This window comes from Streptomyces bobili (assembly GCF_002154575.1).
Classification (GTDB): Bacteria; Actinomycetota; Actinomycetes; order Streptomycetales; family Streptomycetaceae; genus Streptomyces; species Streptomyces bobili.
The window spans coordinates 1-23693 of record NZ_MUBA01000248.1; the positions used below are offsets into that span (position 1 = coordinate 1).

20 protein-coding genes and 1 riboswitch are annotated in these 23693 nt (G+C 71.2%); of the genes, 10 read left to right on the top strand and 10 right to left on the bottom strand.

The genetic code is table 11. The features are described from left to right. The coding region (locus BZL64_RS20620; protein WP_244205422.1) for an NAD-dependent epimerase/dehydratase family protein at positions 1 to 909 on the bottom strand (909 nt) is incomplete at its 3' end. A gap of 53 nt (positions 910 to 962) precedes the next feature. Here BZL64_RS20620 and BZL64_RS20625 point away from each other — a divergent pair. Further along, positions 963 to 1772 (top strand): PhzF family phenazine biosynthesis protein, encoded by an 810-nt coding sequence (locus BZL64_RS20625; RefSeq protein ID WP_086770681.1) that lies wholly within the window; start codon positions 963 to 965, stop codon positions 1770 to 1772. A 32-nt stretch (positions 1773 to 1804) separates the two neighbouring features. Here BZL64_RS20625 and BZL64_RS20630 read toward each other — a convergent pair whose 3' ends face one another. Both BZL64_RS20630 and BZL64_RS20635 read right to left on the bottom strand, forming a co-directional pair. Beyond that, on the bottom strand, positions 1805 to 2584 hold the full coding sequence (locus BZL64_RS20630; RefSeq protein WP_086770682.1) for a CPBP family intramembrane glutamic endopeptidase: 780 nt from the start codon (positions 2582 to 2584) through the stop codon (positions 1805 to 1807). A 131-nt stretch (positions 2585 to 2715) separates the two neighbouring features. Further along, the gene (locus BZL64_RS20635; protein ID WP_086770683.1) at positions 2716 to 4233 is read right to left on the bottom strand and encodes a glutamate-cysteine ligase family protein; all 1518 of its coding nucleotides are present in this window, start codon (positions 4231 to 4233) and stop codon (positions 2716 to 2718) included. A 577-nt stretch (positions 4234 to 4810) separates the two neighbouring features. On the opposite strand from BZL64_RS20635, the gene BZL64_RS20640 reads away from it, so the two are divergent. The 3 genes from BZL64_RS20640 to BZL64_RS20650 all read left to right on the top strand — a co-directional run bounded on the left by BZL64_RS20640 (position 4811) and on the right by BZL64_RS20650 (position 7346). Then, positions 4811 to 5395, top strand: a complete 585-nt coding sequence (locus tag BZL64_RS20640; RefSeq protein WP_086770684.1) for a hypothetical protein — start codon at positions 4811 to 4813, stop codon at positions 5393 to 5395. A gap of 338 nt (positions 5396 to 5733) precedes the next feature. Continuing rightward, positions 5734 to 5940: a DUF5999 family protein gene (locus BZL64_RS20645; RefSeq protein ID WP_086770685.1), complete on the top strand. Its 207-nt coding sequence runs from the start codon at positions 5734 to 5736 to the stop codon at positions 5938 to 5940. A gap of 365 nt (positions 5941 to 6305) precedes the next feature. Further along, positions 6306 to 7346: a LacI family DNA-binding transcriptional regulator gene (locus tag BZL64_RS20650; protein WP_167396174.1), complete on the top strand. Its 1041-nt coding sequence runs from the start codon at positions 6306 to 6308 to the stop codon at positions 7344 to 7346. Positions 7347 to 7478: 132 nt separating this feature from the next. Here the strand turns inward: BZL64_RS20650 and BZL64_RS20655 are convergent, their stop codons facing one another. The 4 genes from BZL64_RS20655 to BZL64_RS20670 form a co-directional block, all read right to left on the bottom strand. Next, positions 7479 to 8531, bottom strand: coding sequence for an endo-1,4-beta-xylanase (locus tag BZL64_RS20655; protein WP_086770687.1), 1053 nt, complete (start codon positions 8529 to 8531; stop codon positions 7479 to 7481). A gap of 141 nt (positions 8532 to 8672) precedes the next feature. After that, positions 8673 to 9503, bottom strand: a complete 831-nt coding sequence (locus tag BZL64_RS20660; protein ID WP_086770688.1) for a carbohydrate ABC transporter permease — start codon at positions 9501 to 9503, stop codon at positions 8673 to 8675. Then, entirely contained in the window at positions 9500 to 10498 is a 999-nt protein-coding gene (locus BZL64_RS20665) for a carbohydrate ABC transporter permease (protein WP_086770689.1), read from the bottom strand. Before BZL64_RS20665 ends, BZL64_RS20660 begins: the two co-directional genes overlap by 4 nt. A gap of 6 nt (positions 10499 to 10504) precedes the next feature. Next, entirely contained in the window at positions 10505 to 11797 is a 1293-nt protein-coding gene (locus BZL64_RS20670; RefSeq protein WP_086770690.1) for an extracellular solute-binding protein, read from the bottom strand. A gap of 625 nt (positions 11798 to 12422) precedes the next feature. On the opposite strand from BZL64_RS20670, the gene BZL64_RS20675 reads away from it, so the two are divergent. The 5 genes from BZL64_RS20675 to BZL64_RS20695 all read left to right on the top strand — a co-directional run bounded on the left by BZL64_RS20675 (position 12423) and on the right by BZL64_RS20695 (position 18011). After that, complete coding sequence (locus BZL64_RS20675; RefSeq protein WP_086770691.1) at positions 12423 to 14378, top strand: APC family permease; 1956 nt, start codon at positions 12423 to 12425, stop codon at positions 14376 to 14378. A 337-nt stretch (positions 14379 to 14715) separates the two neighbouring features. After that, on the top strand, positions 14716 to 15114 hold the full coding sequence (locus tag BZL64_RS20680; protein WP_086770699.1) for a TOBE domain-containing protein: 399 nt from the start codon (positions 14716 to 14718) through the stop codon (positions 15112 to 15114). A gap of 175 nt (positions 15115 to 15289) precedes the next feature. Beyond that, entirely contained in the window at positions 15290 to 16111 is an 822-nt protein-coding gene (modA, locus tag BZL64_RS20685) for a molybdate ABC transporter substrate-binding protein (RefSeq protein ID WP_086770692.1), read from the top strand. Then, positions 16108 to 16941, top strand: coding sequence for an ABC transporter permease (locus BZL64_RS20690; RefSeq protein ID WP_086770693.1), 834 nt, complete (start codon positions 16108 to 16110; stop codon positions 16939 to 16941). Before modA ends, BZL64_RS20690 begins: the two co-directional genes overlap by 4 nt. Further along, a complete protein-coding gene (locus BZL64_RS20695; protein WP_086770694.1) occupies positions 16938 to 18011 on the top strand; it encodes an ABC transporter ATP-binding protein in 1074 nt (357 codons plus the stop codon). The genes BZL64_RS20690 and BZL64_RS20695 overlap by 4 nt, the downstream gene beginning before the upstream one ends. Before the next feature lie 71 nt (positions 18012 to 18082). On the opposite strand, the gene gcvP is transcribed toward BZL64_RS20695, so the two are convergent. Then, positions 18083 to 20968 (bottom strand): aminomethyl-transferring glycine dehydrogenase, encoded by a 2886-nt coding sequence (gene gcvP / locus BZL64_RS20700; RefSeq protein ID WP_086770695.1) that lies wholly within the window; start codon positions 20966 to 20968, stop codon positions 18083 to 18085. A 183-nt stretch (positions 20969 to 21151) separates the two neighbouring features. After that, positions 21152 to 21247: riboswitch (glycine riboswitch) on the bottom strand. 117 nt (positions 21248 to 21364) lie between these two features. On the opposite strand from gcvP, the gene BZL64_RS20705 reads away from it, so the two are divergent. After that, the gene (locus BZL64_RS20705) at positions 21365 to 21736 is read left to right on the top strand and encodes a PRC-barrel domain-containing protein (RefSeq protein ID WP_208639484.1); all 372 of its coding nucleotides are present in this window, start codon (positions 21365 to 21367) and stop codon (positions 21734 to 21736) included. On the opposite strand, the gene BZL64_RS20710 is transcribed toward BZL64_RS20705, so the two are convergent. Then, positions 21658 to 22218 carry a nucleotidyltransferase domain-containing protein gene (locus BZL64_RS20710; protein WP_208639485.1) on the bottom strand — a complete coding sequence of 187 codons (561 nt, stop codon included), beginning with the start codon at positions 22216 to 22218 and terminating at the stop codon, positions 21658 to 21660. The genes BZL64_RS20705 and BZL64_RS20710 overlap by 79 nt on opposite strands. After that, on the bottom strand, positions 22215 to 23618 hold the full coding sequence (locus BZL64_RS20715; RefSeq protein ID WP_086770697.1) for a DNA polymerase IV: 1404 nt from the start codon (positions 23616 to 23618) through the stop codon (positions 22215 to 22217). The genes BZL64_RS20710 and BZL64_RS20715 overlap by 4 nt, the downstream gene beginning before the upstream one ends. Between the last annotated feature and the right edge of the window lie 75 nt (positions 23619 to 23693).

Sequence of the window (23693 nt, forward strand, 5' to 3'; positions counted from 1 at the left end):
GGGGGTGGCGCGCAGCCGCTCCAGGCAGACGGGCCACGGCCAGTCGGCTTCCGGGCGGGGTGGCAGCACGCCGTGCCGCGCCAGCACCGCGAGCAGGTCGCCGACGCGCACCGGGTCGGGATGGCTCACGTGGTAGACGCCGGGCGGCACCCGCCGGGGACCGGTGGCGACGGTGGCGATCAGGCGGGCGAGGTCGCCGACGTCGACCAACGACAGCAGGGCACGCCCGCCGTCCCACTCGGCCGGCACCCGCTCGACGAGTTCCCGAAGGCCGGGCACGGTCCAGCGGTCACCGGCCCCGAGGACCAGCCCCGGCCGCAGGACGACCGCGCCGGCCTCCCGCGCGTAGGCCTCCCCTGCCAGCCGGGTCCGGCTCACGGCGGAGACCGGCTGCGCGGGTATCTCGTCCACCGTGATGCCCCGGTGCGGGCCCGCGCCGTACACCGCGGCCGTCGACAGGTGCACCACCCGGCGGACGCCGGCCCGCCGTGCCTCGGCCATCAGCGCACGGGTGGCGTCGACGTTGACCGCCTCACACAGCCGCTCGTCGCCGCCGATGTACGAGGCGAGATGGACGACCACGCGCGCGCCCTCGCAGAGACCGCGCACCGTGTCCGGGTCGGTCAGGTCGCCGCGCACCCACTCGACGGACCCCGCCCGCCCCCCGTCGTCGGGAACGGTCCGGACCAGCGCGCGCACGCGTGTTCCCCGGCCTCCGTCCGTCAGCGCGCCGAGCGCGCGCGACCCGATGAAGCCGGTCGCGCCGGTCAGCACGAGCGTGCCCTCGTCGCTCCTTGCCGTGCCGCCGTTCAGGGGGATCCTCGCTGTCTCCTCGCGGCGCCCGCCGGGCCGGCCGCCGTCACCGCGGTCAACGACCGGGCGGGCGCGACGGGTTCCCGCCCGGTCCACGACTCGCCGATTGGCCTTGGCCCGCCGGCGCTCCCACCGCCTACCGTCGCCGCATGCGGATTCGTATCGTCGACGCCTTCACCGACCGTCCCTTCGCCGGTAACCCGGCCGGGGTCCTGCTGCTCGACGCCTTCCCTGGCGACGACCGGCTCCAGAACGTGGCCCTGGAGGTCAACCACGCCGAGACGGCGTTCGCGCACCCGCTGCCGCCCGGCGGCGAGGCCGACTGGGCGCTGCGCTGGTTCACTCCCGTCACCGAGGTGACGATGTGCGGTCACGCCACGCTCGCCACCGCGCACGTCCTGCACAGCACGGGCGCCCACGCGGGGCCCGTGCGGTTCGCGACCCTCAGCGGGGTGCTGGTCGCCACGCCCGCCGAGGACGGTTCGATCACCCTGGACTTCCCGACCGCCCCGCTCTCGCGCGTGGACGTCCCGGCGGGGGTCGCCGAGGCACTGGGCGCCGAACCGCTCACGGCCTTCGACACCGGCCCGAACGTCGGGGACCTGCTGGTCGAACTAGCCGACGAGAAGACCGTGCGGGACCTGCGCCCCGACCACCAGGCCCTGTGCGCCCACTCCGCGCGCGGCATCATCGCCACCGCCCGCGCCGAGCAGCCCGGTCTGGGCCACGACTTCGTCTCGCGCTGTTTCTTCCCGAACGTCGGCATCGACGAGGACCCGGTCACCGGCAGCGCCCACACGGCGCTGGCCCCCTTCTGGTCGGAGCGCCTCGGCCGCACCGAGCTGACCGGCCTCCAGGCCTCACCGCGCTCCGGTCACGTCGGTACCGAACTGCGCGGCGGGCGCACCCTGTTGAAGGGCCGCGCGGTCACCGTCATCGAGGGCGACCTGCTCGCGTGACCGGCGCCGGGCAAGGGACGTACGGCCGGCGCTCACGCCGTGGGCAGCCAGTCGACCTTGCCCGCCAGCAGCGCGTACCCGACGAAGGCCCCGATGTCGAGCAGGGAGTGCGCCACGACCAGGGGCCCCACCCGGCCCCAGCGCCGGTAGAGGTAGACGAAGACCAGGCCCATCACCATGTTGCCGATAAACCCGCCGATGCCCTGGTAGAGGTGGTACGAGCCGCGCAGTACGGAGCTGGCCATCAGCGCGCCGACCGGTGTCCAGCCCAGCTGGCCGAGGCGGCGCAGCAGATAGCCGACGACGATGACCTCTTCGAGGATCGCGTTCTGGAGCGCGGACAGGATCAGCACCGGGTACTTCCACCACACGTCGGGCAGCGCCTCGGGGACCACCGTGAGGTTGAAGCCGAGGCCGCGGGCCGCGAGGTAGAAGGCGATGCCGGAGCTGCCGATGACCGCGGCGATCGCGGCACCGCGGCCGAGGTCGAACCAGGGTCGGGTGCGGTCGAAGCCGAGGGTGCGCAGGCCCCGTCCCTCGCGCAGCAGGAAGTGCGCGACGAGCGCGACGGGGACGAGCGAGCTGGCGATCCCGAACAGCTGCCAGGCGAGATCGAGCCAGGGGCGGCCGGGCGCGGCCGAGGCGTTCAGGGTCGCCGCCTGGTCCCTGAGGCCGCCCGGCTTCGTGACCGATCCGACAAAACTGATCAGGGCGGACACCCCGCTGGCACCGAGCGAGACGCCCAGGACGAGCAGCGTCTCGTCCCGGAGGATCCGTCGGGAGAACTTCTCCTGCGGAAAAGAATCAGCCACCTACCGGGCCTCCACCTTCACACCTGCCGCACCACCGTCGGACGTCACAGCTTGCCCGATCCGTGCGATGCGACCGGCGGCGACCCCCTCTCCGTCCGGAGAACCCCGGACGAAGGGGACCGCGGTGGCTCTCACCCCGTGGGGACAGGCTCCGGCAGCCCCACCGGCCAGGTGTGCGCCGGCTCCCCCCGATGGCTCAGTTCCGCGTACCGCCGGGTCGTCGCCGCCAGCGCGGCGTCCCGCGGCAGTCCGGCCTCCAGCGCGCGGTGGAAGGTCGCCACCTGCCAGCTCGCCCCGTTGGTCCGGCGCCGGCACCGCTCCTCGATGACTCCCAGATACAGATCACGGTCGGCCGGCTCCACCCCCCACGCGTCCAGCCCCGCCTCGGCCAGCGGCAGCAGTTCGTCGCGTACGAGGCTCACCGCGTCGACCTCCGCGACGCCGCCCAGCCGGCCTCGCCGGGGCCAGCGCAGCCGGGCGTCGATGCCGTAGCGGCAGGCGGCGTCGAAGTTGGCGGCGGCGGTCTCGAAGGGCAGCCGCGTCCATACGGGCCGTGACTCCTCGGCCAGGGCGCGGACCACGCCGTAGTAGAAGGCAGCGTTGGCGACGACGTCGGTGACCGTGGGGCCGGCGGGCAGGACACGGTTCTCGACGCGCAGGTGCGGGACGCCGTCGGCGATGCCGTAGACGGGACGGTTCCAGCGGTAGACGGTCCCGTTGTGCAGGACCAGCTCGGCGAGCTTGGGGGTGCCGCCCGCCGCCAGTACCTCCTGCGGGTCCTCGTCGTCGCAGATGGGCAGCAGCGCGGGGAAGTAGCGCAGGTTCTCCTCGAACAGCTCGTACGCGGAGCTGATCCACCGCTCGCCGAACCAGGTCCGCGGACGCACGCCCTGTGCCTGGAGTTCCGGTGGCCGGGTGTCGGTGGCCTGCTGGAACAGCGGCGGCCTGGACTCGCGCCACAGTTCGCGGCCGAAGAGGAACGGTGAGTTGGCGCCGATGGCGATCTGGGCGGCGGTGACGGCCTGCGCGGCGTTCCAGACGTCGGCGAAGCGGCCCGGCGTGACCTGGAGGTGCAGTTGCACGGAGGTGCAGGCGGCCTCGGGGACGATGGACTTCGAGGTGCAGGAAAGGTGCTCGACGCCCTCGATGTCGAGGGTGAACTCCTCGCCGCGGGCCGCCACGATCTGATCGTTGAGGAGGGTGTAGCGGTCGACGTCGGAAAGGTTGGAGGAGACCAGGTGGTCACGGTCCAGAGTCGGCAGAATACCGATCATCACGATTCCCGCGTCGACCTCTCCCGCCTTTCGGTGGGCATATGCCAGCGACGTGCGGAGTTCCTCCGCGAGCCGGTCGAATACCCGCCCGCCCAGCCGGTGTGGAGCTATGTTGACTTCCAGGTTGAACATGGCCAGTTCTGTTTGGAAATCTCGGCTGGCGATCCGCTCCAGCACTTCCCCGTTCAACATTTTCGGCAGACCGTCGGCGCCCGCGAGATTCAGCTCGATCTCCAGCCCCATGAGGTTCTTGGGGCGGTCGAAACGCTGCTGGGCCAGCAGCCGCTCCAGCACCGTCAGGCACTGTCGCAGCTTGTCGCGGTAGCGCTGACGATCGGACAGGTCGAACGCGCCTGCCACGACCTTCTCCCCCATCGGGCGTCCCTCCTCGCATGGGCGGTCCGAGGATCCGGCCGCCGGTGTCCCGGGGTCAGGGGGGATGATGCCCAGCCCCGTCGATCGATAACGTCACCTACCCGGCACGGCACCCGCTACTCTGACCGAAGCGGCCGTAAGTGACCGGAGGCACATTCGTCGGGCATGAAGCAAAGGGCAGATTCACGAACTCGGGATCTCGTGAAAAACACCGACGAGAATAGGCCGACCGCCGCACGCACATATCCTGAGGTCATCGAGCCGTACGCCGCTCTGAATCGGGATGATTCACGCGTATCGCCGTCCGAATGGAATCTTGCCGAGTGTCCAGGAAGCGGCTAGACGAAACACAGTCTGAACACGTGTCGTATAAACTCCGCGAACAAGGCAGAGAAGGTGGGCACACCGCGGTCGAAGGAGCCTGTCGTCGTCTACGAGACGGACGGCAGGCCACAGGCGCACCCCTGTTCCCAGACCCGGCCCCCGCCTCTTTGACCTCACCTTGAGAGCTGACAGCGCCGTCCGCCCCACCCACGCCCTCGTGCCACCGTGCCTGTCGAATGAGAGGCGACCCACCATGCCGCTGCATGTCCCCCCGGCTCCCGCGCCCGCCCTGCGCTCCGTCCTCACGGCACTCGGTTCCCCCACCGCGGTCCGCGAGGCGAGGACTTCCTCCCTGCGCACCGCCCAGGGACCCCTCACCCCGGAACTTCCACTGCCCGTGCACGTCCTGGACCGGATCACCCCCGAGGGGATGTCCGCGACCAGGCTGGCCGGCTGGCGCTTCCTGATCCGCTGCGGCGACCGGGCGCTGGCCGCGGCCGAGACCCGGCTGACCCCGGACGGCTGGGCCTTCTCGCACTTCTTCGAGGGCCCGTACCTCGCCTCCACCGAACTGGCACTGCAGCAGTCCGAGTCGACGGCACAGCCGTACCAGGCGCGACTGCTGTCTCTTCCGAGCCTGTACATGCTCACCCTGTGGCTGCACGGCGACTGCGCCTCGGACGGCACCACCGGCCATCCGGCGCCGACCGACCTGCTGGTGCCACTGGCCCCGGCACCGCCCGGCATCGCCGCGCACCGTCCGCACCGGGTCGCCGAACTGCTGCCGGTCCTGACCCTGCGGGTGACCCGGCCGCCCCTCCTCGGCTCGCCCGCCTGACATGTACGCCCGTGCCCCGCCACCGCGGTTCCGGTGGCGGGGTACGGTGCGATGCGGTGCCGGGCGGTCCGAACGCAACGGCCCATGCCGACTAGCCCATTCGGTCGGCCGAAACCACCCGAAGTGACGGTGCGGTGGGAATGAACCGCCCGCGCGGGTGATGCGTCATGAACCTGTGAGGAGCGGTGCCGCGAAATCCCTGCGGATCGACGTCCGTGGGGCAACACTGGGTTCCGACCGACTTATCACAACGGGGGGCGGCCATGAACGACGTTTCACGCCGCGGGACAGACACGACACACCTTCCACACACCACGCCAGAGCGAGAGATCCCCTCCATGTGCCAGCACCAGCCACCGTGCCCGACAGCCGACTCCGCCGACCGGGAATCCGCCCGCCTCGCGGCGCACCACCCGGAACAGGGCTGGAGCCTGCTGTGCAACGGCGTCCTGCTCTTCGAGGACACCGGCGAGATCCTGCCCGACGGCCGGATCATCGCACCGCACCGCCCGCTGGCCGGCAGCCGGATCGTCACGGCCGCCTGAACAGTACGCACCGCATGAGCAGCACCTTCTGAGCAGCGCATGAGCAGCACCGCATGAACGGCACCGCTGAACAGCAGCGCCGCATGAGCAGCACCGTCCGATCGGAGCACGCTCGTGAGACCACCTGATCAGCAGGCCTGAGCAGCACCGCCTCGGCACCACCCGGACGGCATCGACGAACACCGTCCACCGAACCGAGGGGCCGGACCGCAGCCGCCGCTGCGCGCCGGCCCCGACGCGCGTCCAGCGGTGCTCACTCCGCGTAACCCCGCGGTTTCCCTCCTGTTCCTCTTCCCACGGGCCCTCGATTTCCGGAAGACTCCTGGAAGTTCCGGAGCACGGATCGGCGAGCAGAGGTGGGCACAGTGGCGGCGGACGAGACGGCACCCGCGCCCCGGGGCAAGGTCACCATCACCGAGATCGCCCGCCGGGCCGGGGTCTCCGTGCCGACCGTGTCGCGGGTGGTCAACGGCCGCTCCGACGTCTCCCCCGCGACCCGCGCCCGCGTCGAGGACCTGCTGCGTCTGCACGGCTACCGCAAGCGCCCCGCCGCCCTCCCGTCCCGTGCCGCCCTGCTCGACCTGGTCTTCAACAACCTGGACTCACCCTGGGCCGTGGAGATCATCCGCGGGGTCGAGGAGGCCGCACACGCCGCCGGGGCCGGCACGGTGGTGTCCGCGATCCACGGCCGCACCGGCGACGCGCGTGAGTGGATGCGCAATCTGCGGGCCCGCGCCTCCGACGGCGTCATCCTCGTCACCTCGGCCCTGGAACCGCCGCTGCACGAGCAGTTGCGCATCCTGGGCGTCCCCCTGGTGGTCGTCGACCCGATGGGCTCCCCCGCCTTCGACACCCCGACGATCGGCGCCGCCAACTGGTCCGGGGGCCTGGCCGCCACCGAGCACCTGCTCTCCCTCGGCCACCGCAGGATCGGCCTGATCGCCGGGCCGCCGCGGCTGCTGTGCTCGCGGGCCCGTTTCGACGGCTACCGGGCGGCCCTGGAGGCGGCCGGCGTCGCCCTGGACGAATCCCTGGTCGTGCCGGGCGACTTCCACCCCGAGTCCGGCTTCACCGGCTGCAACGCCCTGCTCGATCTGGCCGAACCGCCGACCGCTCTGTTCGCGGCCAGCGACCAGATGGCGCTCGGCGCGATCGAGGCGCTGCGCCGGCGCGGCCTGCGCGTCCCTGAGGACATGAGTGTGGTGGGTTTCGACGACCTGTCCGAAGTGCGCTGGTCCGCACCGCCGTTGACGACGATCCGGCAGCCCCTCGCCGACATGGGCCAGCTCGCCGTCCGTACGGTCCTGCGCCTGGCCCGCGGCGAGCGGCCGGACTCACCACGGGTGGAACTGGGCACGGAGCTGGTGGTGCGCGCCAGCACCGCACCACCAGCTCCCGCCCCCTGACACCGCCCCACGCCGGGCGGCCCTCGCGTCGACGCCCCGCTTCAGGCGCCTCTGCTCAAGTCCCGCGGGGACTCTTCCGCTTGAACGCCGCTGCTTCAGCGCCTCTACTTCAGCGCCGCTGCTTCAGCGCCTCTACTTCAGCGCCTCGCGGATCGCGTAGTACGCAGGCTTCGGCGCGAGCTGCTCGTCCCACGGCAGGGCCGCCCCTTCACCGGGGAAGAACGCGGGAATCCACGAGTATTTGTCCGTGTAGTCCCAGATGGTGATTCCGGCACACCGCCGCACCGCGAGGCACGCCTCGGTCATGTCCCGGTACCAGTCGGCCTGTTGGGCGAGCTTCTCCTCGGTGGCGGGCAGCTCCATCCGTACGTCGACCTCGGTGAGCGCGGTGTCCAGGCCGAGGCGGGAGAAGCGGCGGAGGTTGTCCTCCAGGCTCGTCGGATAGCCGTACTGGAGGGCCAGGTGGGCCTGAAGGCCGAAGCCGTGCAGCGGCACCTTCTGCGCCTTCAGCTGCTTGGCGAGGGTGTAGTAGGCGTCGCTCTTGGGTCCGACGGCCTCGACGTTGTAGTCGTTGAGGTAGAGCTTGGCCCTGGGGTCGGCCTGGTGGGCCCAGCGCAGGGCGTCGGCGATGTAGCCGGGGCCGAGCGTCTTGTAGAAGACGGTCTCCCGGTAGGTGCCGTCCTCGTTGAACGCCTCGTTGACGACGTCCCAGGCGTAGACCTTGCCGCGGTAGTGGCGGACCTCGGTCTGGATGTGCTTCTTCAGGACGGCCCGCAGTTCGGTGGCCGTCCACTCCCGGTCGGTGAGCCAGCCGGGCAGCTGGCTGTGCCAGACGAGGGTGTGGGCGCGGACCTTCTGGTGGTTGGCGCGGGCGAGGTTCACGATCTCGTCGCCTGCGGAGAAGTCGAAGACGCCCTGCTGGGGCTCGGTGGCGTACCACTTCATGCCGTTGCCGGGGGTGATCATGTCGAACTCGTCGCCCAGGATCTTCGTGTAGGGGGCGTCCGTGAGTTCGGGGTTGTCGGTCGCGCTGCCGAAGTAGCGGCCGTGGCGCTCGGCGAGGTCGGCGAGCGTCAGGGGCTTCTCCTGCGCCTGTGCGGCCGGGCCGGTGGCGACACCGGCGCTGACCAGGACGGCGGCGAGGACGCCGGCGAGTCTGAGCCGGGTACGGGAGGTGCGGGGCATGGTGCGACTCCTCACGATGGGTGGTGTCGTGCGGCCCGCCGTCGCCTTCCCGTCACGAGGCCGGGAGCACCTCCCACGCGCTTGAACAGCGGTGGAGGAAAGGCGACGACAGGCACTAGGGCCGTACTCCGCGGGCGCGCGTCATCCCTTCGTGGCGCCGGCGGTGAGGCCGCCGACGAGCTGGCGCTCGGCGACGGAGTAGAAGGCCAGGGCGGGGACCATGGCGAGGACGAGATACGCGAAGACGCGGGCGTACTCGGCCGAGTACTGGCCCTGGAACTGCTGCACGCCGATGGGGATCGTCCACCAGGTGGAGTCGGTGAACACCAGCAGCGGCAGGAAGAAGTTGTTCCAGCTGGCCACCACCGCCAGCACGGAGACCGTGCCGAGGGCGGGGCGGGCCATGGGCAGCAGGATCCGCCAGAAGAAGGCGAGGGGGCTGCAGCCGTCGAGAGTGGCCGCCTCCTCCAGCTCGGGCGGGATCTGCTGGAAGAAGCCGCGCAGGATCACGATGGTCATCGGCAGCCCGAAGGCGGCCTGCGGCAGGATCACGCCGAGCGGGTTGTCCAGCAGCCCGAGCTGGCGCAGCAGCAGGAACAGCGGCAGGGCCGCCACCGCGAAGGGGAACATCAGCCCCAGCGTGAACAGGGTGAACAGCACCTCGCGGCCACGGAAGGCGAACCGGGCGAAGGAGAACGCGGCGAGCGCGGACACCGCGACCACCACCACCGTCGTACCGATCGCGATGAGCGTGCTGCTGCCGACGAGTTGCCAGAACGCGGCGGTGCCGAGGATGTCGGTGTAGTTGGAGGTCACCCACGACTCGGGCAGGCCGATCGGGTTGCGGGACAGCTCGTCGGTCGTCTTGAAGCCGGACAGGACGGCGTAGACGAGGGGGACGGCCATCGCCGCGCCGACGGCGACGAGAACGAGGTGCAGCGGAAGGTTTCGGCCAGTCTTGCGGTCGCTCATGCGCCGCCTCCTCTCAGGGTCGTGGTGGCCCCCTCCAGATCGCGGCGCAGGACGAACCTCTGGTAGGCGAGGGCGAAGACGAGGCTGATGACGAACATGGCGACACTGATCGCGCTGGCGTAGCCGACCTGGTAGCGCTTGAAGCCGTACTGGAACATGGTCACGGCCATCGTCTCGGAGTGGTGGTCCGGGCCACCCGCCGTGGTGACCCAGACCAGGTCGAACAGCTGGACCGAGCCGATGATGGACAGGAACACGCTGATCCGCAGGGTCGGTGCGAGCAGCGGCAGCGTGACGTGACGGAAGCGCTGCCAGGGGCCGGCGCCGTCGATGAGCGCGGCCTCGGTCAACTCCGCCGGGATGGACTGGAGTCCGGCCAGGTAGAGCATCATGTGGAAGCCGAAGAACTTCCACGTCATGACGAGGAAGAGGGTGGCCATGACGGTCGACGGGTCGGCGAACCACTCCCCGCCCAGGCCGTCCAGACCGACCGCGCCGAGCACATGGTCGGCGAGACCCTGGTCGGGCGCGAAGATCATGGCGAACAGCACGCCGGTGATCGCCTCGGAGAGGATGTACGGCGCGAAGAACAGCATCCGGTAGACCGCCCGGCCGCGGATGCGCTGGTTGAGCGCGACCGCCAGGGCGAGCGCGAACGGCAGCTGGACCACGAGCGAGAAGAGAACCAGGACCAGGCAGCGCCACAGGTCACCGACGAAGACGGGATCGTCGAGAAGACGGGTGAAGTTGTCGACGCCGATGTAGTTCTCGGGCATGCCGAAGCCGCCCCAGCGGAAGAACGAGGCGTACAGCGCGAACAGCATCGGCAGCAGCACGAGCACGCCGAACAGCACCAGGGCGGGCACCTGGAAGGCTACGGCGGTGAGCCAAAGGCGGGTGCGCCGCCGGCCCCGCCCCCGGGCCGCTTCTGCGGCCGGGGGCGGGGCACCGGCGTCCGGGCCGCTGCGCTTGTCCGGAAGGTAGGTCGAGGTCATTGCGGGCTACTGCTCTTCCTTCGCGACCTTGGTGATCGACTGGGCGACCTGTGCGGATGACTTGGAACCGGCGATGAGCGCGGCGACGCTGTCGTTGATCTCCTGGCCCACGGCCGGCGCGTACGCCTGGTCGAGGTAGAGCTGGAAGCCGGTGGCCGCCTTCAACTGGGTCTGTACGGCCTTGAGGTTGGGGTCGGTCAGCGCGCTCTCGGCGGCGGGTACCACGGGCAGCACACCGGTCTCCTTGACCAGTGCGCTGTCGGTGGCGGCCGAGGCGAAGAACTTCAGGAAGTCGACCGCTTCCTGCGGGGCATCGGCGCGCAGGGCGTGCCCGCCGCCTCCGCCGAACACCTCGGTGAGTTTGCCCTGCCCGCCCTCGACCTCGGGGAACGGGAAGAACCCGAGGTCGGCGCCGAGCCCCTTGCCCGCGTCGGCCTCCACGACCGGGGCCCACTGGCCCATGAGTTCCATCGCGGCCTTGCCGTTGCCGACGGAGGCGGCCTGACCGGTCGGGCTGGAGTATGCGGCGCCCAGGAAGCCCTTCTGGAAGGGCTGGAGGTCCACCAGGTCCTGGAGGTGCTCCCCCGCCTGGACGAAGCCGTCCCCGGTGAAGTCCTTGTCCTTGTCGGCCTTCTGGAGGGCGTCGAGTCCGGCGGTACGCATCGCGAGGTACGCCCAGTAGTACATGCCGGGCCACTTCTCCTTGCCCGCCAGGGCGATCGGGGTGATGCCGGCGGCCTTCAACTTCTTTACGGCGTCGAGGAATCCGCTCCACGTGGTGGGCGGCGCGCTGACGCCGGCCTGCTTGAAGAGGGCCTTGTTGTACCAGAACCCGATCATGCCGATGTCGAAGGGAATGCCGTAGGCCTTGTCGCCCAGCAGGTACGGCTCCTTGGCGACCGGCAGCAGACCGTCCGCCCAGTCCTTGGTGCGGTCGGTGAGGTTCTCGACGAGTCCGGCGTCCACCTGCTGCTGCAGAACGCCGCCGCCCCACGTGTGGAAGATGTCGGGCAGCTTCCCGGAGGCGGTCAGCGCTGTCATCTTCGACTTGTAGGCGTCGTTCTCGAGTTGGACGATCTTGACCTTCACCTTGGGGTTCTGGGCCTCGAACTGCTTGGCGAGACGGGCCCAGACGTCCTTGGTCGGCTGGGTGGTGGAGATGTTCCACCACTCGATGGTGGTCGTCCCCGACGATCCTCCGTCCGAGTCGCCGCCGCAGGCACTCAGTGCCGTCATGCCCACACCGGCCGCGGCGGAGGCCGCCAGGAAGCCTCGTCGGGAGAGTCCCGGGTCGCCCATCATGCGCTCCTTGGGGTACGGAACGGCCCCCACGGCCGTCCTGAGATCGAAAGTTTCGGTACGAATCCAGAAAGCTTCGCTGCTGCCGCACCCTAGAGACAGCGCCGGACGAGTGGCAACCCCTTGAACACAGAGAAATTTCCGCACTTCCGTCAGACGGGCGACAGATCCAGGGTCCGAAACATTCGACTCACTTGACGAACATTACGAAGCGGACTGTAGAGGCCCGTCCAGAGAGGGACAAGACCGCGCGTCGGCACCGCCGAAGGGGCGGGAGATGCCCGCCCCAGCCGCAGCACGGAGGGCGACCGCCCCACGGCATACCGCCGGTCGACCGCGCCACGGACATACCGCTGGGCGACCACCCGAGGAGCCCGCCGATGACACCCCGTAGCCGCCGACGCCCCAACTCCCCTCGACCTCAGTGGACGAAACTGCTACAAGTCGCCTGCTTTCAGTCAGGCATCACCCACCGCGCCAGTCTTAACGGAAGCTTGACGCCGTCGGCCCCGAGATCCGTGGGCCCATGCGTCACTCTCCGCTTACGCTGATGCCGCCGTCCGCGTCATGGCCGGAAACCGCAGGTTGATCCCCCACACGCCGAGCGCACATCAGGAGCCCGCCGATGGCCACCACCGAGCACCCGCCGCCCAGTCGCCTGCGCGCCTGGATGCTGGAGGGCCTGTCGGACATGGGCAAGGGCGGCGGCCACCAGGGTCCGCACGCCGTACCGGAACCGGCCGACAAGGGCCGGCCCTGGTACCGGGTGATGTGCCTGACCGGCGTCGACTACTTCTCCACCCTCGGCTATCAGCCAGGCATCGCGGCCCTCGCCGCCGGCCTGCTCTCACCGATCGCCACGATCGTGCTGGTGGTCGTCACCCTGGCCGGCGCCCTGCCGGTCTACCGCCGGGTCGCCGAGGAGAGCCCGCACGGCGAGGGCTCGATCTCCATGCTGGAGCGGCTGCTGTCCTTCTGGAAGGGCAAGCTGTTCGTCCTCACACTGCTCGGCTTCGCCGCCACCGACTTCCTGATCACCATCACCCTGTCCGCGGCGGACGCCTCGACCCACCTCGTCGAGAACCCTCACCTGACGGACGCGCTGCACGACAAGCAGGTGTTGATCACCCTCGTCCTGGTGGCCCTGCTCGGCGCGGTCTTCCTCAAGGGCTTCCTGGAGGCGATCGGCGTCGCCGTCGCCCTGGTCGGCGTCTACCTCGCGCTGAACGCGGTCGTCGTGACGGTCGGACTGTGGCACGTGGCCACCGAGAGCCATGTCGTCACCGACTGGTCGAACGCCCTGACCGCCGAGCACGGCAACGTCTTCGTGATGATCGGCGTCGCCCTGATCGTCTTCCCCAAACTCGCGCTCGGCCTCTCCGGCTTCGAGACCGGCGTCGCCGTCATGCCGCACGTCAAGGGCGACCCCGGCGACACCGAGGAGCGGCCGGCCGGCCGCATCCGCGACACCAAGAAGCTCCTCACCGTCGCCGCCGTCATCATGAGCTGCTTCCTGATCGCCACCAGCTTCATCACCACCCTGCTGATCCCGGAGAAGGAGTTCGAGCCCGGCGGCGCCGCCAACGGCCGCGCGCTCGCCTTCCTCGCGCACGACTATCTGGGCAACATCTTCGGCACCGTCTACGACGTCTCCACGATCGCCATCCTGTGGTTCGCCGGCGCCTCCGCGATGGCAGGCCTCCTCAACCTGATGCCCCGCTACCTGCCCCGGTACGGCATGGCCCCGCACTGGGCCCGTGCCGTGCGGCCCATGGTCATCGTCTTCACCCTGGTCGCCTTCCTGGTCACCTGGATCTTCGACGCCGACGTCGACGCCCAGGGCGGCGCCTACGCCACCGGCGTACTGGTGCTGATCAGCTCCGCCGCGATCGCGGTGACCATCGCCGCCCACAAGGCCGGACAGCGCAAGGGGACGATCGGCTTCGCGGTCATCTCGGCGGTGTTCCTCTACACGACGGTCGTCAACGTCATCGAGCGCCCCGACGGCGTCAAGATCGGCGCCTGCTTCATCGCCGGCATCATCCTGGTCTCCCTCCTGTCCCGCCTGGCCCGCGCCTTCGAACTGCGCGTCACCAGCGTGACCCTCGACCCCATGGCGGAACGCTTCGTCCGGGACATGGCCAGCCGGAAGATCCGGTTCATCGCCAACGAGCCCGATCAGCGCGACCAGGCCGAGTACCGCGACAAGATCGAGCAGATCCGCCAGGACAACGACGTCCCCGAGCAGGAGGACTTCGTCTTCGTCGAGGTGACGGTCCTGGACCCCTCCGAGTTCGAGGCAGGTCTGACCGTACGCGGCGAGGTCCTGCACAACCGCTACCGCGTCCTCACGCTGGAGTCCTCCTCCATCCCCAACGCCCTGGCCGCGCTTCTCCTCCACGTCCGAGATGCGACGAGCCGCACCCCGCACATCTACTTCGAGTGGACCGAGGGCAACCCGTTCGCCAACTTCCTGCGCTTCTTCCTCTTCGGCCAGGGCGAGGTCGCCCCGGTCACCCGCGAGGTCCTGCGTGAGGCGGAACCGGACCGCGCCCGCCGCCCCCGCGTCCACGCGGGCTGACCCTCCCAGCCGACGGCCCCCGCAGAGCGGCGGACCCGCACACAGGCCCCGCCGCGGGACCTCACCGAGGAGAACGCCACCACCGACGCCGACCTCGGCCCGCCACGGACTCCGCAGCTCCTGTCCCGGCACCCCACTGCCGGTCCGCGAGCCAGACCCACCGACCGGGCGACACGCCCTCGTCTACCCGCTACGGCATGGCCCCGAAGCCCGCGACAGGGCCCACCAAGCCGCCCCGCGACCTTCGGACGGCCGGTTCAACCCCGCAGCCCCGGTCGCAACCGGCACCCAGCACCCGGATCCGCCCCCTCCCCCGCCTGCCCCTATCGTGACCGGCATGCAGTCCTACACCATCGGCCAGGCCGCGCGCCTGCTCGGCGTGAGCCCCGACACCGCACGCCGCTGGGCGGACGCGGGCCGGGTGCCGACGCACCGCGACGACACCGGACGACGCCTCATCGACGGCAAGGACCTCGCCGCCTTCTCCGTCGAACTCGCCGGGTCGGGCGGCGGCGAGGAGGGGGGCGCCTCCTACACCTCGGCCCGCAACGCGTTCCCCGGCATCGTCACCGCGATCAAGCTGGGGGACGTCGCCGCCCAGGTCGACATCCAGGCGGGCCCGCACCGCCTCGTCTCCCTCCTCACCCGCGAGGCCGTCGAGGAACTCGGCCTGGAGGTCGGCATGGAGGCCACGGCCCGCGTGAAGTCGACCAACGTCCACATCGACCGCGTCTGAGACGCGCCCGCGGCCACCGGCACGGCGGCGAGCACCGCACATGCACACCTACAACCGCCATCGAAGCCGCTCATGCGAAGCGACAAGGGTGTTTCACCTCGCACCTGCGGCAGTATCATCGCGGCAGGGTCCGTCCAAGGGACCCCGACGACGACGCGACACCGAGGAGTGCACCGTGACGCCCCGAACCGCCCGCCGGGCCCGCCGGACCCTTCCCCTGACGGGCACGGCGGTCGCGGCGCTGCTGGTACTGAGCGCCTGCTCCTCCTCCGACGACACCTCGTCCGGGTCCAGCTCCTCCGCGCCGGGTGCGGCGAAGGTGTCCGGCACGGTGACCGTCTTCGCGGCGGCCTCCCTCCAGGAGACCTTCACGGCCCTGGGCGCGGAGTTCGAGAAGGCGCACCCCGGCACCGAGGTCGTCTTCAACTTCGGCGGCAGCGACACCCTCGCCGCGAGCATCACCAGCGGCGCCCCGGCCGACGTGTTCGCCGCCGCCAGCAGCAAGACCATGGCGATCGTGACGGACGCGAAGGACAACGCCTCCGCCCCCGTCACCTTCGCCCGCAACCAGCTCGCGATCGCCACCCTGCCGGGCAACCCCGACCAGGTCACCTCCCTGAAGGACCTCACGAAGTCCGGCCTCAAGGTCGTCCTGTGCGACAGGACCGTGCCGTGCGGCGCCGCCGCCCAGAAGGCCCTCGACGCGAGCGGCCTGGAGCTCACCCCGGTCTCCTACGAGCAGGACGTCAAGAGTGCCCTCACCAAGGTGGAGCTGCGGGAGGCCGACGCCGCGGTGGTGTACAAGACCGATGTGCGCGCGGCGGGTGACAAGGTGGAGGGCGTGGACTTCCCCGAGTCGGCCGACGCCGTCAACGACTACCCCATCGCCCCGCTCAAGGACGCCCCGAACGCGGAGGCGGCCAAGGCCTTCGTCACCCTCGTGCGCTCCGCCGAGGGCCAGAAGGCACTGACCGAGGCGGGGTTCCTCACGCCGTGACGCCCCCCGCCTCCGACACCCGCAAGGGCGGCCGGCGGCCGGGCCGGATCCGCACCGGCGTCCCCTTCGCCCTCCTGCTGCCCGCCCTTCTGGGCCTTGCCTTCCTCCTGCTGCCCCTGGTCGCCCTGCTGATCCGGGCACCGTGGCACAGCCTGCCCGAGCAGCTGACGAGCCCCGAGGTGTGGCAGGCCCTGCGGCTGTCCCTGGTCTGCGCCACGTCGGCGACCGCGCTGAGCCTGGTGATCGGCGTACCGCTGGCATGGCTGCTGGCCCGCACCGACTTCCCCGGCCGCGGTCTCGTCCGCGCGCTCGTGACGCTCCCCCTGGTCCTGCCCCCGGTCGTGGGCGGCGTCGCCCTGCTGCTCGCCCTGGGCCGCAACGGCGTGGTCGGCCAGTGGCTGGACGCCTGGTTCGGCATCACCCTGCCGTTCACCACGACCGGCGTCGTGCTCGCGGAGACGTTCGTGGCGATGCCGTTCCTCGTCATCAGCGTCGAGGGCACGCTGCGCGCCGCAGACCCCCGCTACGAGGAGGCGGCCACCACCCTGGGCGCCTCCCGTTTCACGGCGTTCCGCCGGGTCACCCTGCCGCTGATCGCGCCGGGCATCGCGGCGGGCGCCGTACTGGCCTGGGCGCGCGCACTGGGCGAATTCGGCGCGACGATCACCTTCGCGGGCAACTTCCCCGGCCGCACGCAGACGATGCCGCTGGCCGTCTACCTGGCCCTGCAGAGCGACCCGGAGGCCGCCATCGCCCTGAGCCTGGTACTGCTGGCCGTCTCCATCGCCGTACTGGCGGGCCTGCGCGACCGCTGGATGACCACGTCATGAGCGCCCCCGACGGCATCCCGCCGGACACCGCCGAGGGCCTCGACGCCCACCTCGTCGTCGACCGGGACGCCTTCCGCCTCGACATCACGCTGAGCGCCGCCCCCGGCGACGTCGTCGCCCTGCTCGGCCCGAACGGCGCCGGCAAGACGACGGCCCTGCGCGCCCTCGCCGGCCTGGTCCCGCTCACCGGCGGCCATCTCCGCCTGGACGGAGACGCGTTGGAGCGTACGCCGCCGGAGGCCCGCCCGGTCGGCGTGGTGTTCCAGGACTACCTGCTGTTCCCGCATCTGAGCGCCCTCGACAATGTGGCGTTCGGCCCGCGCTGCCACGGCGCGAGCAAGGCCGAGGCACGCGCGCAGGCGGCCGGATGGCTGGAGCGGATGGGCCTCGCCGAGCACGCCGTCGCCAAGCCCCGCCGACTGTCCGGCGGCCAGGCCCAACGGGTCGCGCTGGCCCGCGCCCTCGCCACCCGCCCCCGGCTGCTCCTGCTCGACGAACCCCTCGCCGCCCTGGACGCCCGCACCCGCCTGGAGGTACGCGCCCAACTGCGCCGCCACCTGGCCGAGTTCGAGGCGGTCGCCGTCCTGGTCACGCACGACCCGCTCGACGCCATGGTCCTCGCGGACCGCCTGGTCGTCATCGAGCACGGCACGGTCGTGCAGGAGGGCACCCCGTCGGACATCGCCCGGCACCCGCGCACGGACTACATCGCCCAGCTCGTCGGCCTGAACCTCTACCGCGGCCGGGCCGACGGCCACACGGTCCACCTCGTCGCGGGCCCCCCGCTCACCACCACGGAGATCCTCTCCGGGCCGGCCTTCGTCGCCTTCCCACCGAGCGCGGTCACCCTCCACCGCGACCGCCCCACCGGCTCCAGCGCCCGCAACCTGTGGCGCTGCGAGGTCGCGGGCCTGGAGACCCACGGCGACCAGATCCGCGCCGACCTCACCGGCGAACTCCCGCTGGCCGCGGACCTCACCACCATCGCCGCCGCCGAACTCGACCTGCGTCCCGGCGCCCCGGTGTGGGCGACGGTCAAGGCCGCCCAGACACACGCCTACCCGGCCTGAACCGCCCTCGGGCACGCCGGAGGGCCCCCGCCCTGACCGGACGGGGGCCCTCATGACGTACGGCTGTCGGATCAGTCCTCGTACGCGTCCAGCGGCGGGCAGGAGCAGACCAGGTTCCGGTCGCCGTAGGCCTGGTCGATGCGTCGCACCGGCGGCCAGTACTTGTCGGCGGCGGACACCCCGGCCGGGAAGACGGCCTCCTCGCGCGTGTACGCGTGGTCCCACTCCCCGCCCAGCGCGGCCGCCGTGTGCGGAGCGTTCCGCAGCGGGTTGCCCTCGGCCGGCCACTCACCGGAGCCGACCTTCTCGATCTCGCCGCGGATCGCGATCATCGCCTCGCAGAACCGGTCCAGCTCGGCCAGGTCCTCGGACTCGGTCGGCTCGATCATCAGCGTCCCGGCCACCGGGAACGACATCGTCGGCGCGTGGAAGCCGTAGTCGATGAGCCGCTTGGCCACATCGTCCACGCTGACGCCGGTCGCCTTCGTCAGCGGACGCAGGTCGATGATGCATTCGTGCGCGACCAGCCCGCCGGGGCCGGTGTAGAGCACCGGGTAGTGCGGTTCGAGCCGCTTGGCGACGTAGTTGGCGGACAGCACGGCCACCTGTGTGGCCCGCTTCAGCCCCTCCCCGCCCATGAGCCGCACATAGGCCCACGAGATCGGCAGGATCCCCGCGGAGCCCCACGGCGCCGCCGAGATCGGCCCCACGCCCGTAGCGGGCCCGGCCTCCGGCTGGAGCGGGTGGTTCGGCAGGTACGGCGCCAGGTGCGACCGTACGGCCACCGGGCCGACGCCCGGACCGCCGCCACCGTGCGGGATGCAGAAGGTCTTGTGCAGGTTCAGGTGCGAGACATCGCCGCCGAAGTGCCCCGGCTTGGCGAGCCCGACGAGCGCGTTGAGGTTGGCGCCGTCGACGTACACCTGACCGCCGGCCTCGTGCACCTGCGCGCAGATGTCGGCGACATGCTCCTCGAACACCCCGTGCGTCGACGGGTAGGTGATCATCAGCACCGCCAGTTCGTCGCGGTGCTTCTCGATCTTCGCCCGCAGGTCCTCGACGTCGATCTCGCCGTCGTCGGCGGTCTTCACGACGACGACCTTCATCCCGGCCATCACGGCGCTCGCGGCGTTGGTGCCGTGCGCGGACGACGGAATCAGACACACGGTCCGCTGCGCGTCCCCGTTGGCCCGGTGGTATCCGCGTACGGCGAGCAGTCCGGCGAACTCGCCCTGCGACCCGGCGTTGGGCTGGAGGGACACCTTGTCGTACCCGGTGACCTCGGCGAGCCGCTCCTCCAGCTCATGGATGAGCGTGAGATAGCCTCGCGCCTGCTCGGCGGGCGCGAAGGGGTGCAGCTGCCCGAACTCGGGCCAGGTGACCGGCTCCATCTCGGTGGTCGCGTTGAGCTTCATGGTGCAGGAGCCCAGCGGGATCATGCCCCGGTCGAGCGCGTAGTCGCGGTCCGCCAGCCTGCGCAGGTAGCGCAGCATGGCGGTCTCGGAGCGGTGCTGGTGGAAGACGGGGTGGGTGAGGATCTCGTCGCGGCGCAGCAGCCCTGCGGGCAGGGTGTCCTCCGTGACCGCGTCGAGGGCCTCGATGTCGCCCTCGACCCCGAACGCCCGCCAGACAGCGGTGAGCTGGGCCCGCCCGGTGGTCTCGTCGCAGGCGATCGACACCTGGTCGGCGTCGACGAGGTGCAGGTTGACGCCGTTGGTCCGGGCGGCGGCCACCACCTCGGCGGCCTTCGCGGGCACCCGCACGGTCAGCGTGTCGAAGTAGGAGCCGTGCACGACCTCGACGCCACCGGCGGTGAGCCCGGCGGCCAGGACCGAGGCGTAGCGGTGGGTGCGCCGCGCGATCGCCCGGAGCCCCTCGGGCCCGTGGTAGACGGCGTACATGCCGGCCATGACGGCGAGCAGTACCTGCGCCGTACAGATGTTGCTGGTCGCCTTCTCCCGGCGGATGTGCTGCTCACGCGTCTGCAGCGCCAGCCGGTAGGCCCTGTTGCCGTCCACGTCGACGGACACACCCACGAGCCGCCCGGGAAGGCTGCGCGCGAACTTCTCGTGCACGGCCATGTATCCGGCGTGCGGCCCGCCGAAGCCCATGGGCACCCCGAACCGCTGCGTCGTGCCGACCGCGATGTCCGCGCCCAGCTCACCGGGCGAGGTCAGCAGCGTCAGCGCGAGCAGATCGGCGGCGACGGTGACGAGCGCCCCCAACTCGTGCGCCTGCTCGACGACCGGCCTGAGATCGCGTACGGCTCCGGAGGCGCCCGGGTACTGGACCAGTACGCCGTTGATCTCCCGCGCGGCGATGTCGGCCGGGATGCCGTCGCTGAGGTCGGCGACGACGACCTCGACACCGGTCGGCTCGGCGCGGGTCTCGATCACGGCGATGGTCTGCGGCAGCGCGTCCGCGTCGATCAGGAAGAGGCCCTTCTTGTTCTTCCCCATGCGCCGGGACAGGGCCATCGCCTCGGCCGCCGCCGTCCCCTCGTCGAGCAGCGACGCGCCGGAGGTCGGCAGTCCGGTCAGCTCGGCGACCATGGTCTGGAAGTTCAGCAGCGCCTCCAGCCGGCCCTGCGAGATCTCCGGCTGGTACGGCGTGTAGGCCGTGTACCAGGCCGGGCTCTCCATGACGTTGCGCAGGATGACCGGCGGGGTGAAGGTGCCGTAGTAGCCGAGCCCGATCATCGGGTCCAGCACCTGGTTGCGGTCGGCCAGCGACCGCAGTTCGGCCAGCACCTCGGGCTCGGTCCGCGCGCCCGGCAGGTCCAGCGTGTCGGCGTTCTTGATCACATCGGGGACGGCGGCGGCGGTGAGTTCGTCCAGGGAGCCGTAGCCGACCTGCGCGAGCATCTTGGCCCGCGCCTCCTGGTCGGGCCCGATGTGGCGCTGCTCGAAGGGGATTCCCTGTTCGAGGTCGGAGAGCGGAATGCGATGGGCGGTCATTACGGAGGCCTCCTGGTCAGACACGACCTTCGAGGGGCACCACTGGCGGGTACCCGGACGGCCTCCCCCTCTGTCATCTCAACCTGAGAGCTTCACCGGCCACCCGAGGGCGACCGGCTTTCACCGTCGGTGAGAGCGGGAGCCGTCGACGCCGTCGACACCCGCTCTGCTTTCCAGAGTGACCTCGTCCATGCGGTACGTGAGCCTGAGAGATTCCGGGGAGGATTTGCTCCTTCGGCGCCTCCGGCGAACTCCGGAGGACTCTCCCGCACGGGGTCAGCAGCCGTTGTCAGACTACCAGCGAGGTCAATGAGGCCCCCTTCCGAGTGGCCGCCACCCCCGTTGTGCTCTTTTGTAGTGCTTACGGATGAGTTTGCGACCAAGTGGAGGGGTCCCGTGCAGACCGACATCGATCCGCGCAACCTGATCGGCCGCAAGGCGTTCGACCGCAACGGCACCAAGATCGGCACCATCGACGAGGTCTACCTCGACGACGCGACCGGCGTGCCGGAGTGGGCGGCGATACGCACCGGCCTGTTCAGCAGGGACGCCTTCGTCCCCCTGGAGCCCAGCGAACTGATCGAGGGCACCCTCCACGTCCCCTTCGAGCGCGCCCTGATCAAGGACGCCCCCGACTTCGGCGTGGGCCGCCACCTCTCCCCCGACCAGGAACTCCAGCTCTACCACCACTACGGCCTCGACGTGGCCGGCCCTCCCCCGCTCCCGGACCGCGACTTCGGCAGGCTGGCGGGCACGGAGGAGACCTGAACGGACCGGCCGCACGCCTCCACCAGCGCCCCGAGGAGGCCCAGGGGATCGTGCAGGAGCCGGACCCCGTCGGTGACGACGCGTCGTGTGCCGTCGTCGACGGGATCGGTGCGTGCCCAGCCGACCGGGCCGATGCCGACCTCGACCTCCAGACCGGACGCGGTGCGGTGCCGCCATTCGGTGACAGGCCCCCAGGCCCGGTTGCGGATCACCTCGCCCAGGGCGAGTTCACGCACCCAGGCTTCGTCGTCGGCGTACCGGCCCGGCTCGGTCGTCAGCAGGACGAGATCGACATCCGAGTGCGCCCGCGCGCCACCCCGCGCCCAGGACACGACGAGCAGCACCCCACCGACGTCCTCGCGCCCGGCGGCCCATCCGCTGACCCGCTCGACCACCGCCCGCACCTCGTCACGCCGCTCCGCCGAGACCTCCGCCGGGCCCGCGGGCTCCTCCCCGTCCGGCGCCGCGCTCGATCCCGTCACCGGCTGTTCCCCGGCCGCACCGCGGGCAGCTCGCCGCCGCCGTCCGCCGGCCTCGGCTCGTCCGGTCTTCGCCGGACCAACGGCAGCGGATCCGCCGGCTCGAGGGCGGGGTCGTCGATCCGGAACGTCCGCACCCGGCCCACCTCCGAGTCGGGTGTCTCGAACCGCACGGTGACCCGGCCGAGCCCGCTGCCCTGCACCCACCCGTGCCCCAGCTCCGCGTGAAGCACATCGAGGCCGGGCCGCCACCGGTGCTCCGCGGGCGCCGCCTCGGCCACGACGGGCTCCTCCGCCACCTCGTCCTCCGGCGCGTCCGCCCGCTCCTCCTCCGCCGCCTGCGCGAACAGGTCCTCCTGCGTGAAGTCGGCCAGCCCGCTGACCCCGACCCCGAGCAGCCGCACCCCGCCCGTCGTGTCCACCGAGTCCAGCAGCCGGGCCGCGGCCTCGCGCACCACGCCCGGATCGTCCGTCGGCCCGCGCAGGGTCTCGGACCGGGTGAGCGTGGAGAAGTCGTACCGCCGCACCTTGAGCACGATGGTCCGCCCCGACAGACCCGCCCCCCGTAGCCGCCGCACACACCGGTCGGCCAGCCGCCGCACCTCCAGCTCCACCCGCAGGCGGTCGTGGATGTCCACGTCGTAGGTGTCCTCCACCGACACGGACTTCGTCTCCCGCTCGGCCACCACCGGCCGGTCGTCACGGGCCAGTGCCATGGCGTGCAGCGCGTGCCCGTGCGCCTTGCCCAGCAGCCGCACCAGCTCGTCCTCCCCGGCCTCGGCCATGTCCTCGACCGTGGTGATCCCGGCACGCCGCAGATGGTCCCCGGTCGCCGGCCCGACCCCCGGCAGCGTCCGTACGGACATCGGCGCGAGCAGGGCCCGTTCGGTGCCCGGCTCGATCAGCACCAGGCCGTCCGGCTTGGCCTGCTCGGAGGCGATCTTGGCGAGCATCTTCGAGGCGGCCAGCCCCACCGAGCCGGTCAGTCCGGTGACCGCCCGTATGTCCGCGCGCAGCCGCACCCCGGCCAGCCGCGCCGACTCGCTGTCCCAGGCGGCCTCCCCGGCCTCCAGGTCCACGAAGGCCTCGTCCAGGCTGAGCGGCTCCACCAGCGGCGACAGGGCCCGCAGGAGCGTCATGACCTGATCGCTGATCCGGCGGTAGAACGCGCCCCTCGGGAACAGGTAGGCGGCGTTCGGAGCGAGCCGGCGTGCCTGGGCCATCGGCATCGCCGAATGCACCCCGAAGACCCGTGCCTCGTACGAGGCGGTCGCCACCACCCCGCGGTGCCCGAGGACACCCACCACCACCGCCTTCCCGCGCAGACTCGGCTTGGATGCCTGCTCCGCCTGGGCGAAGAAGGCATCCATGTCGAGATGCAGGATGGTGGGCGCGTTTCTCACATCTCCGATGCTGCACCACGCCACTGACATCGACGTCGCGCAGCCGCCCGCGAGCCCCCGGTGCGGGTGTCAGAC

Bases quoted from the DNA above. Each gene is read 5' to 3' on its own strand.
- BZL64_RS20695 (WP_086770694.1), top strand. From the start codon at position 16,938: ATGAGCGCCCCCGACGGCATCCCGCCGGACACCGCCGAGGGCCTCGAC.
- BZL64_RS20660 (WP_086770688.1), bottom strand. From the start codon at position 9,503: ATGAGCGACCGCAAGACTGGCCGAAACCTTCCGCTGCACCTCGTTCTC.
- BZL64_RS20670 (WP_086770690.1), bottom strand. From the start codon at position 11,797: ATGGGCGACCCGGGACTCTCCCGACGAGGCTTCCTGGCGGCCTCCGCC.
- BZL64_RS20675 (WP_086770691.1), top strand. From the start codon at position 12,423: ATGGCCACCACCGAGCACCCGCCGCCCAGTCGCCTGCGCGCCTGGATG.
- BZL64_RS20680 (WP_086770699.1), top strand. From the start codon at position 14,716: ATGCAGTCCTACACCATCGGCCAGGCCGCGCGCCTGCTCGGCGTGAGC.
- BZL64_RS20645 (WP_086770685.1), top strand. From the start codon at position 5,734: ATGTGCCAGCACCAGCCACCGTGCCCGACAGCCGACTCCGCCGACCGG.
- gcvP (WP_086770695.1), bottom strand. From the start codon at position 20,968: ATGACCGCCCATCGCATTCCGCTCTCCGACCTCGAACAGGGAATCCCC.
- BZL64_RS20635 (WP_086770683.1), bottom strand. From the start codon at position 4,233: ATGGGGGAGAAGGTCGTGGCAGGCGCGTTCGACCTGTCCGATCGTCAG.
- BZL64_RS20640 (WP_086770684.1), top strand. From the start codon at position 4,811: ATGCCGCTGCATGTCCCCCCGGCTCCCGCGCCCGCCCTGCGCTCCGTC.
- BZL64_RS20625 (WP_086770681.1), top strand. From the start codon at position 963: ATGCGGATTCGTATCGTCGACGCCTTCACCGACCGTCCCTTCGCCGGT.
- BZL64_RS20665 (WP_086770689.1), bottom strand. From the start codon at position 10,498: ATGACCTCGACCTACCTTCCGGACAAGCGCAGCGGCCCGGACGCCGGT.
- BZL64_RS20655 (WP_086770687.1), bottom strand. From the start codon at position 8,531: ATGCCCCGCACCTCCCGTACCCGGCTCAGACTCGCCGGCGTCCTCGCC.